This window comes from Sediminibacterium sp. (assembly GCF_030695065.1).
In the GTDB taxonomy this organism is placed as follows: domain Bacteria; phylum Bacteroidota; class Bacteroidia; order Chitinophagales; family Chitinophagaceae; genus Sediminibacterium.
The window spans coordinates 144,473-161,457 of the sequence record NZ_JAUYTR010000021.1; the positions used below are offsets into that span (position 1 = coordinate 144,473).

Annotated in this window: 14 protein-coding genes; 8 read left to right on the forward strand and 6 right to left on the reverse strand. The window is 36.1% G+C overall.

Annotation, left to right across the window (positions count from 1 at the left end):
• The 3 genes from Q8S25_RS10300 to Q8S25_RS10310 form a co-directional block, all read right to left on the reverse strand.
• Entirely contained in the window at nt 1–1,005 is a 1,005-nt protein-coding gene (locus Q8S25_RS10300; protein ID WP_305537410.1) for a nitrous oxide reductase accessory protein NosL, read from the reverse strand.
• Between the two features lie 65 nt (nt 1,006–1,070).
• A complete protein-coding gene (gene nosZ / locus Q8S25_RS10305; protein ID WP_305537412.1) occupies nt 1,071–3,047 on the reverse strand; it encodes a Sec-dependent nitrous-oxide reductase in 1,977 nt (658 codons plus the stop codon).
• A gap of 13 nt (nt 3,048–3,060) precedes the next feature.
• Entirely contained in the window at nt 3,061–3,552 is a 492-nt protein-coding gene (locus Q8S25_RS10310; protein ID WP_305537414.1) for a c-type cytochrome, read from the reverse strand.
• Nucleotides 3,553–3,656: 104 nt separating this feature from the next.
• Between Q8S25_RS10310 and Q8S25_RS10315 the strand changes: the two genes are divergently transcribed.
• From Q8S25_RS10315 to Q8S25_RS10325, 3 genes are read left to right on the forward strand one after another with little or no spacing between them, the layout of a single operon-like run.
• Nucleotides 3,657–4,295, forward strand: a complete 639-nt coding sequence (locus tag Q8S25_RS10315) for a phosphatase PAP2 family protein (protein WP_305537416.1) — start codon at nt 3,657–3,659, stop codon at nt 4,293–4,295.
• On the forward strand, nt 4,282–5,952 hold the full coding sequence (locus Q8S25_RS10320) for a glycosyltransferase family 39 protein (RefSeq protein WP_305537418.1): 1,671 nt from the start codon (nt 4,282–4,284) through the stop codon (nt 5,950–5,952). The genes Q8S25_RS10315 and Q8S25_RS10320 overlap by 14 nt, the downstream gene beginning before the upstream one ends.
• 28 nt (nt 5,953–5,980) lie before the next feature.
• Nucleotides 5,981–7,270, forward strand: coding sequence for a hemolysin family protein (locus tag Q8S25_RS10325; protein WP_305537420.1), 1,290 nt, complete (start codon nt 5,981–5,983; stop codon nt 7,268–7,270).
• On the opposite strand, the gene Q8S25_RS10330 is transcribed toward Q8S25_RS10325, so the two are convergent.
• Nucleotides 7,267–7,755, reverse strand: coding sequence for a DUF6702 family protein (locus Q8S25_RS10330; protein WP_305537422.1), 489 nt, complete (start codon nt 7,753–7,755; stop codon nt 7,267–7,269). The two genes, Q8S25_RS10325 and Q8S25_RS10330, sit on opposite strands and share 4 nt — an antisense overlap.
• A gap of 49 nt (nt 7,756–7,804) precedes the next feature.
• Between Q8S25_RS10330 and Q8S25_RS10335 the strand changes: the two genes are divergently transcribed.
• The 5 genes from Q8S25_RS10335 to Q8S25_RS10355 all read left to right on the forward strand — a co-directional run bounded on the left by Q8S25_RS10335 (nt 7,805) and on the right by Q8S25_RS10355 (nt 14,917).
• On the forward strand, nt 7,805–8,389 hold the full coding sequence (locus Q8S25_RS10335) for a HupE/UreJ family protein (RefSeq protein ID WP_305537424.1): 585 nt from the start codon (nt 7,805–7,807) through the stop codon (nt 8,387–8,389).
• 13 nt (nt 8,390–8,402) lie between these two features.
• Nucleotides 8,403–10,796, forward strand: a complete 2,394-nt coding sequence (locus Q8S25_RS10340) for a M1 family metallopeptidase (RefSeq protein ID WP_305537426.1) — start codon at nt 8,403–8,405, stop codon at nt 10,794–10,796.
• A gap of 92 nt (nt 10,797–10,888) precedes the next feature.
• Nucleotides 10,889–13,279 (forward strand): M1 family metallopeptidase, encoded by a 2,391-nt coding sequence (locus tag Q8S25_RS10345; RefSeq protein ID WP_305537428.1) that lies wholly within the window; start codon nt 10,889–10,891, stop codon nt 13,277–13,279.
• Nucleotides 13,280–14,083 (forward strand): alpha/beta hydrolase family protein, encoded by an 804-nt coding sequence (locus tag Q8S25_RS10350; RefSeq protein ID WP_305537430.1) that lies wholly within the window; start codon nt 13,280–13,282, stop codon nt 14,081–14,083.
• Nucleotides 14,084–14,089: 6 nt separating this feature from the next.
• Entirely contained in the window at nt 14,090–14,917 is an 828-nt protein-coding gene (locus Q8S25_RS10355) for an alpha/beta hydrolase family protein (protein WP_305537432.1), read from the forward strand.
• Nucleotides 14,918–14,941: 24 nt separating this feature from the next.
• Here Q8S25_RS10355 and Q8S25_RS10360 read toward each other — a convergent pair whose 3' ends face one another.
• Entirely contained in the window at nt 14,942–15,862 is a 921-nt protein-coding gene (locus Q8S25_RS10360) for a glycosyltransferase (RefSeq protein WP_305537434.1), read from the reverse strand.
• Nucleotides 15,859–16,974 carry a glycosyltransferase gene (locus Q8S25_RS10365; RefSeq protein WP_305537436.1) on the reverse strand — a complete coding sequence of 372 codons (1,116 nt, stop codon included), beginning with the start codon at nt 16,972–16,974 and terminating at the stop codon, nt 15,859–15,861. Before Q8S25_RS10365 ends, Q8S25_RS10360 begins: the two co-directional genes overlap by 4 nt.
• Nucleotides 16,975–16,985 lie beyond the last annotated feature (11 nt).

A 16,985-nucleotide genomic window follows, 5' to 3' on the forward strand; every position in this document is an offset into this window, starting at 1 on the left:
TTATTTGTTTATTTGATCCCAAGAAACTGTTTCTACAGAAATTGATTTACCCTTATTCATTGCTAAATCTTTGTTTGAAAATGCAGCCGTATTGCTTCCCATTGGACTTTTAATTGTTTCATGACTGATATACCAAGCAGTAGTTGCATCAATTAGTTGATTGTTTGCTTCATAGTCATTTACAAATAATTTGTTCATCATAATTTTTTCGTTCAATTTATTAAATGCAATCATACAGTTTAAGTCGTCAAACTTATAAATCCTTCCCTTAGTACTAATAGCTTCTGCGCCAAACCGAATATCTGCAACAGTCATTTTACAAAATGCACACTGGTCTTTATTAACTACTAAAGCATCTGGTTTTACATTAGAGCAAGAGCTAAGTAGCATTACAAATAATATTGTAGCAGTTGTTTTTTGCTTAATCCATTTTGTAAACCAGCCCGCTTCTAAGCCTACTGCTATTAAACATAATAATCCAGCTCCAATGAATAACCATCCCCCCATATCGGGTATGGAGTAAGCCCCAAAATTGAGTAACTGTTTAAATCCAATAAGTGGTGGTTGATAAGCCATTCCAGGTACAATAATTGCAGCATTGGGGTCTAGATTATGTCCATAATTGTATTCCCATCTCCAAAAATCAATCATAGCGATTATTCCAAATACTACAAATGCAATGAAGGTACTGTACAACAATTTTCTGCCGCCTTTTAAACCAGCGAAAAGCATCAATAACGAATAGAAACCAATAATATAAGGTAAAATAGTAAACTCAATAAAATTCTCTTCATGTAATGTTTGCATTCCTATATAATGGTTTAATCCATTTATGATTGCAACGTCTCCACCTAATTTATAAGAAAATATTTGCAAGCCCAATCCTTCAGGGTATTGTGGCGCGTCTAATTCAATTCGCCAAATAGGTATAAAAATGGAGATTGCTAAAAATACAGCACTAATTACTAACAACCATTTCGATGTTGTAGCTATTTCTTTTCTCATCTTAAAAAGTTTAAAAATAAAAAAGGAGCAGTGTTGGTCTGAACTGCTCCTTTTGTTACAAACGATTACTTAGTTTCTGGAACAGGTTTTCCTAAACTAAATGTAAGCGGTACATTACTACCAGCAGGGGAAACCCTAATATAACCCTGCATTTCTTGGTGTAATGCACTACAGAAATCTGTACAGTACATTGGAAACATACCAGGTTTTTTTGGAACCCATTTTAATGTGGTTGTTTCGCCAGGCATAATTAATAGTTCTGCATTATCTGCACCTTTAATAGCGAAGCCATGTGGCACATCCCAGTCTTGTTCTAAGTTGGTTACATGAAAATATACTTCGTCTCCAACTTTAATACCTTCAATATTGTCTGGTGCAAAGTGAGAACGAATTGATGTCATGTAAACATGTACTTTATTTCCATCTCTAGTAACTTTTGCATTTGCTTCACCCATGGTTACATACGGATGCTTGTTTTCAGATAGTTTATATAATTTTAACTGACCATTGTTTCTTATAATGTCTGCCGGTGCAGACTGAGCATAGTGTGGCTCTCCAATAGTTGGGTAATCTAAAATCAATTGCATTTTATCGCCACTGATATCATACAATTGTGCACTCTGCGCCAATTCTGGACCAGTAGGTAAATAACGATCTTTGGTAATTTTATTATATGCCACTAAGTATTTAGGAGAAGGTTTTTTAGTATTTCCTCCAGGAATACTTAAGTGTCCAACAGAATAATATGTTGGCACACGATCTACCACTGTTAAATCTTTGATATTCCATTTTACTACTTCAGAAGATACAAAGAAAGAAGTGTATGCATATCCTTTACCATCAAATTCTGTGTGCAATGGTCCTAGACCTGGTTTCTTTACTTCGCCGTATAAAGCTGATTCATATTTGATTACAGGAATACCTTCGTAATCTCCATCATATGATTTTGATGCAATAGATTGTTGAATTTTATCAAAACTAAATACTGGGATTAAGGCTGCAAGTTTGCCAGAGCCTACAATATATTCTCCGGTTGGATCCACATCACAACCATGTGGAGACTTAGGACAAGGGATGAAGTAAACGATGTCTTTAAACTCTTTCACATCTAATACCAATACTTCTTCTTCCATTTTTGAAGTAGCTGTTTGGGTAGATTCATTCCATGTATTATGGGCATATTTGGCTTTCACTTTTTTGCCTTTGCCTGCTTTAATATATTCTTCCGCTTTTTTCCAATTCACCGCCATGATAAAGTCTTTGTCTTTTTGAGAAGCATTCACTTCTAATAAAGTACTGGCTTGCTCGGTATTATAGCAGCTGAAGAAAAACCAACCATGAGATTTTCCTTTACCAGCTCTGGCCAAGTCAAAGTTTACACCAGGTGTTTTTAATTGGAAAGCAACTTTCATTTCACCTGTTTCTTTTGCAACACTCACAAAAGAGATATGACCTTTAAAATTCTTTTTGTATGAATTAATGGCAACATCACCATTGTCTTCATCAGACGGGACACTAAAACGGGTACCTGCTACAATGTATTCTGAGTTCTCTGTTCCAAATGGTGAACTGTGGTTGCCAGCACTATTTGGGAGTTCTAAAATTTCAGCAGTTCTAAATGTTTTTAGATCTATTCTTGCTAAACGGGGGGTATTGTTGCCATTGGCGAATACCCATTTACCATCTATTTCACCATTGGTTTGGCTCATTTCTGTATGGTGTAAATCGTCCCATGGCACAAATCCATGCGAAGTGTTTAACATTGGTTTGGTTTCTTCACTATAGCCCCATCCTTTTTCAGGATCTACAGAGAATACAGGAATTACCCTTAATAAACGACCACTTGGTAACCCGTAAACACTCATTTGTCCGCTAAATCCACCTGAGACAAAATTGTAGTATTCATCGTATTTCCCAGGAGCTACATAGGCTTTGGCAGCTGCATCGCCACTAACAGCACTTCCCGAGTTTTTGGGTTTACATGAATACAATGCAGAAATAGCAATTATAGCTGCAATAGAAGTTGATTGTATTATTTTCATAATTATTGTTTGATTATTTAGTTCCGTCATTTTTACGCATAAATTCTAAAATTTCCCTTGCATCGGTATCGCTTAAGCCTTGATTGGGCATTCTTACCAAACACAATTCAAGTTGTGCTTGAATTTTAGGATCTTTTTCAATCATTGGATCGGGGTTAGATATAAAGTTTAAAATCCAATAGGGAGTGTTTCTTGTGGTTACTCCTTTCCATCCCGGGCCAACCAGTCTTTCTTCGGTTAGTTTATGGCAAGAAGTACACTTAGTTGCAGAAATAGCTTCTCCTTTACTAGCCATTGTATTATCAAGTGCCCCCAATATTACATTGGACTCATTAAATTTTCCTTCTCCGCGTTTAGGATCATAGTCTGAAGGAGAGGCATTTGTTGCAGCATTTACATCTGAAGCTGCTTCTGTAGATGCTGCTTTTTGACCTCCGCCACCACAAGCTATAATAGCCCAACATAGGGCTGTCATAAGTACAAATACGATCGGTTTTTTATTCATAACTGTAAGTTTTGTGTAAAGCTAGAAAAGGCAAAATCCAATGTTTATGATTGCAGTCATACTTATAAAAAAGCTTAAACATTATAATCTTCTTATTTTGCAGTATGATTCCACTATTAACGGTCTTATCTGGTTTGCTTGATTGGCTTATCAAGGCAGATCAAGAATTATTTTTATTATTAAATACTGTATACACGCATCCCTTTTTAGATGCTGTTTATCCATGGTTTAGAGAAGGCAATACTTGGATGCCTTTGTATTTATTCATTATTGTATTGGCCTTAGTGAATTTTAAACAAAAAGCTTTTGCCTTTATTTTATTTGCTGTACTTACAGTTGTGTTAACCGATCAAATAAGTAGTAGTTTAATAAAGCCTTTTTTTGAAAGGCCTAGACCTTGTAGAGATCCCTATTTGATGAATCAAATTCGACTATTATTAAATGCTTGTTCGGGTGGATATAGTTTTACCTCTTCTCATGCTACCAATCATTTTGGGTTTGCTATTTATATTATGTTCACATTAAGTAATATAATTGGGAAGTGGAAGTATGCTTTTTTAATTTGGGCTGCTGCAATTGCTTATGGTCAAGTGTATGTTGGGGTTCATTACCCATTGGATATTTTTTTTGGCGCTTTGTTAGGTGCATTCATAGGATTTGTAACTGCCTATTTTCACAACAAGACTGCTGGTATAATAACTTCAGCAGACATACAAAATAATTTGAGCCATGGTATCCAATAAGTTTTTTTATACAGTTATTGGAAGTTGTATTACTGTTTACATACTTGGAATGTTCAATATTCCATTAATGGATATTGATGCCTCCCAATATGCTTCTATTAGTAGAGAAATGATAGAGCGGAATAGTTTTTTGCAAATTTTTGATCAGGGGCAAGATTACTTAGATAAACCACCCTTGTTGTTTTGGTTATCTGCATTTAGTATGCAATTATTAGGTGTTTATGATTGGGCATACAGGCTTCCTTCTTTATTAGTATTATTAGCAGGCATTTATGCAACTTATCAGTTTGCTAAAATGCATTATGGCTCATCCATTGGTAAATTGAGTGCCATGGTATTGGCCTCATCTCAAGCAGTTTTTTTAATAAGTCACGATGTAAGAACCGATACCATGCTCATGGGGTGGGTAATGCTTTCTATTTGGCAATTGTCTAAATGGTTTCAACAACAGCGCTGGAGTAATTTTATTTTAGCATTTATTTTTATTGGATGTGGAATGATGACCAAGGGGCCCATTGCATTGATGGTTCCGGGACTAGCTTTTGCGAGTCATTTTTTATTGCAAAGGAATTGGAAACAGTTTTATAGATGGGAGTATTTAGTTGGCATTTTAATTATTGCCATCATTTTATTGCCCATGTGTATGGGGCTCTACCAACAATATGATTTGCAGCCTGGAAAATTGATTAATGGCAGACCAATAGAATCAGGACTTCGCTTTTATTTTTGGACACAAAGTTTTGGGAGGTATACAGGTGAAAATTTCTATCATGAAATGAGCCATTTCACTTTCTTGTTAGAAAATATGTTTTGGAGTTTTTTGCCTTGGATTTTTTTCTTTTTGCCTGCATTGTTTTTGACACTTAAAGAATTGCTTAAGCAAAAGTTGCGTATTTCTAACGAGCATGAATTTATAACTACTGGAGGGTTCTTACTAACTTATTTAATATTAGCAAGAAGCCAAGCGCAACTACCTCACTATATATTTGTAGTATACCCACTGGCTGCGATAATTACAGCAAAATTTTTATATGATTTGTTTTACTTAAGAAAAGGGGTGAAATGGGAAAAGCCATTGTACTATTTTCATCTATTTGTTATGGGCTTTCTATGGGTGGCCATCATTGCAATAACTGGTTTAGTTTTTGTTGAAGTGCCGGTAGTATTTCCAATTTTGGCAATCGTTGGGTTTGGCCTATTTATTTGGGTTGCTGCTAAAAAAACGGCTCCAATCCCCACACAGCTATTTATTGCACTAATTACGAGTATTGGAGTGAATTTTTTTCTGAGCACTTCTTTTTATCCCCATTTATTACAATACCAAATGGGTAATGATGCCGCAAAAACCATAAAATTTAAGAAGCTGAATCCTGCTGAAATTAGTTTGTACGGAATTCACAATAGCAATGCCCTTCACTTTTACGCAAAACATATATTCCCTTATAAATCCAATAAAGAATTGTTTAGGCTAAATGAAAAAGTACTTACCAGTAAAGACAGTATTGCAGTATTTAAAACCCTTTTTCCTTCAACAACCATAGTGCATGAAGGAAATCAGTTTGCAGTTTCTCTATTAACATTGCCTTTTCTAAATCCAACAACTAGGCAAGCAGAGACCCCCCGATATGTTATTTTAGATTTAGATGGCAAGCCCTAGCTGCTTATTTTTACTTATTTTTACCAAAATGATGGAATTTTTTCTGATACTTTTTCTAATTATTGTCAATGGGCTTTTTTCCATGGCTGAAATTGCCTTGGTGTCTGCTAGAAAAGCACGTTTAGAAGCGCAAGCAGCAAAAGGAGATGAGGATGCGGCTAAAGCACTTAAATTAGCCAATCATCCGGATACTTTCTTGTCAACGGTTCAAATAGGCATTACATTAATTGGGGTTTTAACAGGTATTTTTTCTGGCGATAAATTCAAGGAACCGCTGGCTGCTTGGCTAGCTGGTTTTAGCGGCTTGGCTGAGTACAGTACTACTATTTCTACTACTATCATTGTAATTATTGTTACTTATTTATCACTGGTATTAGGCGAATTGGTGCCTAAGCGTATTGGATTAAGTAATCCAGAAGGGATTGCAAAATCGGTGGCAGGACCAATGCGTGTTGCAGGTTGGGTTACTTTTCCTTTTATTTGGTTATTGTCTAAGTCTTCACATTTAATAGTGAAACTGCTAAGGATTAAAGCCAACGATAATCAAGTTACCGAAGAAGAAATTAAAGCAATCATAAGTGAAGGAACCGAGCAAGGGACCATTGAAGAAGCGGAGCAAGAAATTATAGAAAGGGTATTTCATTTAAGTGATCGTAATATCACTTCTTTAATGACACATAGAAGTGATATTGAATGGTTAGATGGGGAAAAGAAAGTGGGAGAGGTAAGGGCTCAATTGCAAGATATGATTCACTCAGTATATCCAGTTTGTGAGGAAGATATTGATCATATTAAAGGAGTTGTTTCTATAAAAGACTTATTTACTGCAGATGAAAATGCAACCATTTTCTCTATCATGCGTGCGGCAATGTACGTACCAGAAAACAATTCTGCCTATCAGGTATTAGAGAAATTTAAGCAGACCAAAATACACCAATGTTTTATTGTAGACGAATATGGAAGCGTACAAGGATTAATGACCTTGAATGATATTTTGGAAGCGATAGTGGGCGATATTCCTCAAGAGGAAGATGAAGACTATGAAATTATAGAGCGAGCGGATGGTTCTTATTTAATAGATGCGCAGATTCCATTTTACGATTTCTTGAGCAAATTTGATAAAACAGAATGGATGGAAAAATGGGAGCAAGACTTTAATACCCTTGCTGGCTTTATTATACACCATCTAGAAAGAATACCCAAAACAGGAGAAACTTTAGAATGGGAATCTTTCACTTTTGAGATTATAGATATGGATAACCATCGAATAGACAAAGTATTGGTTACTACTACAGAAGCATTAGCCAGCGAAGACTAAAAACTAAAACTGGTCAATTTATTGGGATAATCTAATTTGTAGCTTTTTTGATTCCCTTTACTCTTCACATGAAATAAATTGATTTGGCTGGTTTCAAAATCGTGTAATATGGAGCAGTTGATGTCTACTGTATTCATTTCTTTAATATCCGTTACTTCAAAATAAGACCAAGTACTTTCCTTTATAATTTCGTATCCTATATAATTGAACTTAACAGGCTTCCCATTAACTTTTAATTGAAGATTTTTATTAATATATTGACTGATTTTTTGGTCAATTAGTGCTTTGTTTGTTGGTTTGATGATATCAATGGTTCCTGTACTTTGTTTTTGAAGTGTTTTTTCCAAGTCATCAGTGAATATTCTAACACTAATTTCTGCGGTTGCATCTGTAGGATTGTGATTAATTTCAATTATTGAAACAAAAAAAGGGTGCAAGATTGCTAAACTTGCGCTTATTAACCATTGAGCGAATATAGTTGCCATTAGAACAATTTAATTACCGCAAATGTCGGTTTTAATTTAAATTGCTCCAATGAATGATTTTGGCCTTTTTTTTGAAATAGGTTACAAGCATATTGCTGACTTAAAAGGAATTGATCATATTCTATTTGTTGCGGCTTTATGTATTCGCTATCAGTTTGCCGATTGGAAAAAACTGTTATGGTTGGTTACTGCATTTACCATTGGTCATTCCATTACCCTCGCTTTGAGTGTTTTTAATATTTTAAATTATTCTACAGATTGGATAGAGTTCTTAATTCCAATCACCATGTTAGTCACTGCCATCAGTAATGTCTTTGTTAAAAAGTTTGCTTTCAAGGCCAAATTCCCCATTATTTACTTTTTTGCCCTTTTCTTTGGACTAATTCATGGATTGGGCTTTAGCAATTACTTCAAAAGCATGTTAGGTAAGGGAGAAAATATTGTTCCAGAATTGTTGGCGTTTAATCTTGGGTTAGAAGCTGGGCAAATCTTGATTGTGCTATCCATTCTGTTTATTTCACTTATATTCGTTAACCTTTTTAAAGTTAATAGAAGAGAATACATTCTGTACATTTCAGGGGGTATTTTTGCCATTGCCCTTCAAATGGCTTTAGAAAGAAATCCATTTTTATAAATCAACTCTAATTATGAAGAAAATTGCGGTGTTTTTAGTTGCATCTGTCTTTGCTTTAAGCAGTCAGGCGCAAAACATCATGAACAATCCCAGTTCCAATCACGGTAACAAGTTTGAGCAACTAGGTACCATTTTACCTACGCCAAATGAATACAGAACTGCAAGTGGCGCCCCAGGTCCTAAGTATTGGCAGCAAAGAGCTGACTATGTAATTAAAGCAGAGTTAGATGAAGCCAATCTTAAATTAAAGGGAACAGAAACTGTTACTTATTTTAATAATTCTCCTGATGTGTTAACTTATTTGTGGTTGCAATTAGATGAGAATGAGCACAGCAGCAAAAACAATGCAAACTACCAAGACGCATCATCTATGCCTCGCCAATTAACCACAGCTGCGTTAGATAATATGGCTGCTGCAAAAACAGATAATGGAAATGGACATATCATTTCTTCGTTAACTGATGCTGCTGGTAAAGCTTTAAAATATACCATTAACCGCACCATGATGCGTATTGATTTGCCAAGTCCATTAAAGCCTGGCCAAAAATTCGTATTCAATGTAGCATGGAGTTATAAAGTAACCAATCGTATGACTGTTGGTGGTAGAGGTGGATATGAAACCCTAGAAGATGGAAACAATCTATTCACCATGGCACAGTGGTTCCCACGTTTATGTGTTTACAGCGATTTCCAAGGATGGCAAAACCAACAGTTTACTGGCAGAGGAGAATTTGCTTTGGCTTTTGGTAATTACGATGTAACCCTTACTGTTCCTGCCGACCATATTGTATTAAGCACAGGAGTTTGTCAAAACTATGCGCAAGTTTTAACACCAGCTCAAATGGCTAGATGGAATCAAGCACAAACTGCAAAAGAGCCTGTTGAAATTGCTACATTAGCTGAAGCCAATAGCAAAGAAAACACTAAGAGCACCCAGAAAAAAACTTGGGTATACAAAGCAGAAAATGTACGTGATTTTGCATGGACAACCAGCCGCAGGTATATCTGGGATGCAATGCCAGTTTATGTTGAAGGCAAGAAGATTATGTGTATGAGTGGCTATCCAAAAGAGGCGTATGGCTTGTATAGAAAATATTCAACTAAGGTAGTAGCACATACTATTAAATCTTATTCTAAGTTTTCTATTCCTTATCCTTATCCAGTGGCTCAAAGTATTGAAGCTTCAAATGGTATGGAATACCCAATGATTTGTTTCAATAATGGTAGAACCAACAAAGATGGTTCTTACAGCGAGCAAACCAAAGTGGGAATGATTGGTGTAATTGTTCACGAAGTTGGGCATAATTTCTTCCCTATGATTGTGAATAGCGACGAGCGTCAGTGGAGTTGGATGGACGAGGGTATCAATAGCTTTGTTCAATACTTAACCGAAGAATTGTTCGACAATAAATATCCTTCTAGAGGAGGTCCAGCTTGGGGAATTGCAGGTTATATGCGTTTGCCAAAAGAGCAATTAGAGCCAATTATGACCAATAGTGAAAACATTGTACTCTTTGGACCCAATGCTTATACCAAGCCGGCAACAGGCTTAAATATACTTCGTGAAACCATCATGGGCCGCGAGTTATTTGACTATGCTTTTAAAGAATATGCTAGAAGATGGGCATTTAAACATCCAACCCCTGCAGACCTGTTCCGTACTATGGAAGATGCAAGTGCAGAAGATTTGGATTGGTTCTGGAGAGGATGGTTCTATGGTATTGACCCAGTAGATATTGCCATTGATACAGTTAAACATGCAGTAATGAATCCTAATGCAGTTCCTACAGCACCTCTAGCTCCTACGCAAACCATGTCATTAGCAAAGCCACTATTTAGCGGTGCTGCAGCGTTTGATGATATTTCTAAACAAAGAAATAGAAACGATAAGCGCATTGTTTTCCAAACAGATGTAGATACCAGTTTAAGAGATTTTTATTGGAGATATACTCGTGGAATAGAGCCTTACGATTCAACCGTTAAGTTTTCTTTCCCTGCTAATGTTGCACCAACTGCTTTAACAGAAGAAGAGAAAAGCAAATACAAGAATGTAAACTTATATGAAGTTACTTTCTCTAATAAGGGGGGATTGGTGATGCCGATTATTGTAGAGTTTACTTTTGAAGACGGAACCACTGAAACAGAAAGAATACCTGCACAAATTTGGAGAAAGAATGAACAAAAAGTAACCAAGCTCTTTATGACTACTAAAAAAGCCAAGTCAATAAAAGTAGATCCAATGAGAGAAACAGCAGATATTAATGAAGGAAACAATAGCTGGCCTAAAAACGGTCTAGCACCAGAACCAAGCAAATTCAGCTTGTTCAAGGGTGCTGCTGGTAGAGCGCGTGGCGCATCATTTGGAGTGAATCCAATGCAGAACGCTATGCAGAAAGCCAATCAGTAATTGAATAAATATATATATGAATGCCACCTGTTTAAATACGGGTGGCATTTTGTATTTTAGCCATCCTTAAGATGCTGACTAAATATACTTTTATGAAAAAAATTGTTTTCCTCCTTTATGCTTTAGTGATAGGCTTGGTTGCCCATGCGCAAAATATCATGAACAATCCAACTTCTAATCACGGGAATAAGTTTGAACAGCTAGGTACTATTCTACCTACGCCCAATGAATACAGAACAGCAAGTGGCGCCCCCGGCCCAAAATACTGGCAACAAAGAGCCGATTATGTAATTAAAGCAGTATTGGATGAAGCCAAACTAGAACTAAAAGGAACAGAAACCATCACTTATTATAATAATGCACCTGATGTATTAACTTATATATGGTTGCAGTTAGACGAGAACCAGCATAGTACCGTTAACAATGCCAATTACCAAGATGCAACAACCCTTGAGAATGCGGTTGCAACCAATCAACTAGAAAAGTTAGCCGCTGCAAAATCGGATAATGGCTATGGCCATAAAATTGCCAAGTTAACAGATGCAATGGGTAAGCCTTTAAAGTATATCATCAATAAAACCATGATGCGCATAGATTTGCCAGCACCATTAAAGCCTGGCCAAAAATTTATTTTCAATGTAGCATGGAGCTATAAAATTGCAGATAGAATGACTTTTGCGGGCAGGGGTGGATACGAAATGTTAGAAGATGGGAATCATTTGTTTACGATGGCTCAGTGGTTCCCGCGTTTATGTGTGTACAGTGATTTTCAGGGCTGGCAGAATCAACAGTTTTCTGGAAGGGGAGAATTTGCGCTCACATTTGGCAACTATGATGTTACATTAACGGTTCCATCCGATCATATTGTATTAAGTACAGGAGTTTGTCAAAATTATAGTCAGGTATTAAGTCCAGCACAAATGACTCGCTGGAATCAGGCACAAACAGCAAAAGAACCTATTGAAATTGCTACATTAGAAGAAGCTAATAAGCGAGCTGAAGGAAAAGCAACAAGCACTAAAACATGGGTGTATAAAGCAGAGAATGTAAGAGATTTTGCATGGACTTCTAGTAGAAGATATATATGGGATGCAATGCCAGTTTATATTGAAGGAAAGAAAGTAATGTGCATGAGCGGCTATCCAAAAGAAGCGTATGGATTGTATCGTAAGTTTTCTACCAAAGCGGTAGCACATACTATTAAAACCTATTCTAAATTCTCTATCCCTTATCCATATCCAGTTGCACAAAGTATTGAAGCGTCTAATGGAATGGAGTATCCGATGATTTGTTTCAACAACGGAAGAACCAATAAAGATGGCTCTTATGCAGAAGCAACCAAGTATGGTATGATTGGAGTAATTATTCATGAAGTAGGTCATAATTTCTTCCCCATGATTGTGAACAGTGATGAGCGTCAGTGGAGCTGGATGGACGAAGGCTTAAATACATTTGTTCAATTCTTAACAGAAGAATTATGGGATAATAAATACCCTACTAGAAGAGGTCCTGCCAGATTAATTACCGATTACATGCGCTTGCCTAAAGACCAGCTTGAACCAATTATGACCAATAGTGATAATATCATTCAATTTGGTCCTAATGCGTATGCCAAGCCTGCAACTGGATTGAATATTTTGCGTGAAACCATCATGGGGCGCGAACTATTTGATTATGCATTTAAAGAGTATGCAAGACGATGGGCTTTTAAACATCCAACTCCTGCAGATTTGTTTAGAACAATGGAAGACGCCAGTGCAGAAGATTTAGATTGGTTTTGGAGAGGATGGTTTTACAGTATAGAGCCTTGTGATATTGCCATTGAAAACGTAAAGCATGCGGTGGTTAATAGTGCGCCTAGTACAGACGCCCCAAGAGCTTCTAATACAATGACGCGTGGTTTAGATAAGCCATTATTTAGTGGTGCTGCAGCTTTTGATGATATTGCTAAACAAAGAAACAGAAATGATAAGAGCATTGTTTTCCAAACAGATGTAGATACCAGTTTAAGAGATTTTTATTGGAGGTACACAAGAGGATTGGAAGCTTATGATTCTTCATTTAAGTTTCAGGTTCAAGCAAATACGCCCCCTGCTGCATTAACTTCTGAAGAATTAGCCAAGTACCAAAATACCAACTTGTATGAAATTACTTTTGCCAATAAAGGTGGATTGGTTATGCCATTGATTGTAGAATTCACTTTTGAAGATGGAACAAAAGAAATGGAGAAAATACCTGCTCAGGTTTGGAGAAAGAATGAAAATAAAGTCACTAAATTATTCATGACTAACAAAAAAGCGGTTTCGATTCAATTAGATCCATTAAAGGAAACAGCAGATATTAATGAGTCAAATAACAAGTGGCCTAATGGTGCAGTAGCTGAGCCTTCTAAATTTAGTATTTTCAAAGCAGGAGCGGGTAGAGGCAGAGGTCAGTCATCTGGAGTTAATCCCATGCAACACACAATGCAAAAAGGACAATAAATGAGGAAGAAAGTTTTTTTGAGTTTTCTAATGGGATTCTTTTGTATGGTGCTTTTTGCAAAAACAGATACGATATCTGTATATAGCAAAAGCATGAATAAGCAAATTAAAGTGGCGGTTATTCAGCCTGATAATATAGTAAAGAATCAAAAGCTACCTGTTGTATACCTATTGCATGGACATGCTGGCAATCATCGCTCTTGGTTACAGTCTGCGCCTCAACTGGAAGCCAAGGCCAATCAGTTGAATATATTATTGGTTATGCCAGATGGCAGTAGAAATAGCTGGTACATGAATAGCCCAATCAATCCAGCTGTGCAATATGAAACCTTTATGATTAATGAATTGGTGCCATATATTGATTCAGCTTATGCTACTAATTTAAAAAGAGCCATCACTGGATTGAGTATGGGTGGACATGGTGCTTTTTATTTGTCTTTAAGAAATAAAGGAGTGTTTGGCGCAGCAGGTAGTATATGCGGAGGTGTTGATATTCGTCCCTTTCCTAAAAACTGGGAACTCAATCAGTTGTTAGGAGAAATTGCTGAACAACCATCCAATTGGGAAGCTAATACAGTAATTAATATAGCAGACAATCTTAAACCTGGTGATTTACAGCTCATTTTTGATTGTGGATATGGAGATTTTTTTCTAAATGTGAATAGGGCTTTGCACCAAAAATTGTTACAGAAAAAAATTCCACATGACTACACAGAAAGGCCAGGTGCACATAGTTCGGCTTACTGGGGAAGTAGTATAGATGGACACCTTTTGTATTTCAGTAAATTTTTTAATGAAAAATAGCAAACTATGAAATCTTGGTCGCTGGTATTGGTAGGATTAATTTACAGTGGGCTTTCATTTGGCGCACAAACAGATACTTTGGCTGTTCCAAGTGCTTCTATGAAGAAAAAAATTCCAACTGTTATTGTTTTACCTGAAGGGTATCAATCTGCTAAGCAATCATTTCCAGTAATTTATTTATTGCATGGGGCTGGTGGTAGTTATCGCAATTGGATTACTCGGGTACCACATATTCAACAATTAGCTGATGAAAATAAAGTGATTATTGTTTGCCCAGATGGTGCTGTTACCAGTTGGTATTTTGATAGCCCAATTGACAGTTCTATTCAATATGAAACATTCGTAGCAAAGGAATTGCCTGCTTATATTGACCAACAATATAAAACCATTGCTAATAGAAATGGCAGGGTTATAACAGGATTGAGTATGGGTGGGCATGGTTCTTTATTTTTAGGCTTTAGACATTCTGGTACTTTTAGTGGTGCGGGAAGTATGAGTGGCGCATTACATGTTACCGTTATTAGGCAAGGCTACGGGGTAGAAAAAATATTGGGTGATACAGCAATAAATCGAAAATATTGGAATGATTGGAGTGTTTTAAATGCCATTGAACAAAAGCCAACAGATTCTTTGTCAATTATAATAGACTGTGGGGTTGAAGATCGTGTTTTGCCAATGAATAGAGCCGTTCATGAAAAAATGCAAAAGCTGAATATTGCGCATGAATACACAGAGCGACCAGGAAACCATGATTGGAAATACTGGTCAAATGCAATTGATTACCAAGTGCTTTACTTTAGTAAGCATTTTAAAAGAATGCTTAAACCTAGTTAGTTTTGTGTGGGCGATTTTTAAAAATCAATAACCTAGTAATCCTTTTAGTGCATCTATTCTAAATTGAATAATAGGTTTCATTTTAGTAGGATATCCTTGAAATAAATAGCCCAATGCTAATATTATTGATGCCCCAAATTTAAAGAGGTATTCTAGAATTTTAAAGTAGTACGTGGTTTGGCTGATTGTTTGTGTTCTCACTTTTTCGCCTCTACCAATTCCGCTTGCAACTCGATACATGTATTCAGGAGTTAACTTATGGGTTTCAACTACGTGGTCTACAATAATCTCAGGGTGGTAATAAATGATTTTCCCCAATGCTTTAAGTTTTAAGAAAAACTCTTTGCCCTCACCACCAATTCTTAATGTGCCCTTAACCCCAGGTAATGCTGTATTAAATCCATTCACCAAATTAAAATCATCCCTTTTAATAATCATATTCGATTCTAAAGGATACTTATTTGGGCTAAAGACACATATCTCCTTACTGTAGTTAAAGTTTCCAACTAACGAAGAAACAAAATGGCTCATCCAAACTGGCTCAGAGGGGATATACTTGGGAATAATTCTTCCACCCAATCCTCCTGCATCTGCATGCGTTTTAAAAAAATCAATAATTAATGATAAGTAATTCGGATGTGCAATTGCGTCATCATCCATAAAACAGAGTAGGGGAGATTGAGCAATAGCAGCCCCTGTATTTCTTGCAAAAGAAGCCCCTTGTTTGGGCTCATTTAAATAAATGAAATGGGCATTTGTATGCGAAGCTATAAAATTGTTACAAACGCTTTCAGTATTATCTGTGGAGTTGTTATTAACGACTATTACTTCATAGCAATCTTTATTGATTTGCTGATTATATAAACTTTCTAATGCAGCTGGTAAATAGACGGCTCTATTATAAGTACAGATTACTACCGATATTTCTAGTTTGCATTGGTTCATTTAGGCAAATATAAAATGGATTCTCGAACTATATAAGCCCAGTTAAATGCTTTATAAAAGGCTTTTGGGGTTTCATGCATTTCAATGATGGGTAATTGAATCATGGCCCTTGCAAATTCATCCCAATTGTAGTCTTCTACTACAATTAGTTGATTGTTTAGCATATTTTGATTGAAGCCATCGCAACTTTTTTTGCATGCTATTACAATTAATCCACCAGCAACTGCATCTGTAATTTTGGTTTTAACACCAGTACCTAAAGTAATGGGGCAAATAAAGCAGTGGGCACCTTGATTGTACAATTCAATATGTTCCACAAAGCCTTTAAATATAATAGTGGGGCAAGCTAATAGCTGTGCTTCCCAATTGGGTTTAATTTGCACTCCACAAATTATGATTCGATAATTTAACCTAGCTTGATTAAGCCTTGGAACTAGTTCATTTAAAATGATATAAAGCGCATCTTCATTGGGTATATAATCTAGGGTTCCATTAAATAAAAACAGCTTCGTTTCAACTGAAAGTGAATGGTTGTTCAAAATAGAATTCCTGCTTTCATTTTTTTCAAATTGACTATATGGTTCTTCTATAAAAGTTCCATACGGTATAGTATAAGAAATGGTTGCATTAACTTTCCAATGTTCAATGGCATATAGTCGTTCTTCGTCGGAAATAAAAAAATTACGATCTGCATGTTGAAGTACCCATTTTTCATACACTTCATATAATTGCCATCCCCATCTACCCATATCTCTAAAACGGAATGCCTCTAAATTGGCAGATTTAATGATTAATTTTCTACCCGTTAAGAAACGGAGTAAAATACCCAGCCAGCCATAATAGCTGTGATCTATTATGATGATATCTATTTTTTCTTTTTTGATTATTTGAACCAATTTAAAACAATAAAATAGGTTCAGAAATCCATACCAATGATTAAATAAGAAAGGAAGCACGTTCAACTCCTTTTCAGATAAAACGGCTTCCTTGTTATCTTTTGAAACAGCTAAAACAACTTTTGTTTGTTTGGCTAGTTCCTTGTAATAGTCAACAATATATTTTTGTCCACCCATTAAAGCGGGGAACACTTTAAATGAAACTATTCCCAGCACGCTGGGCTTTT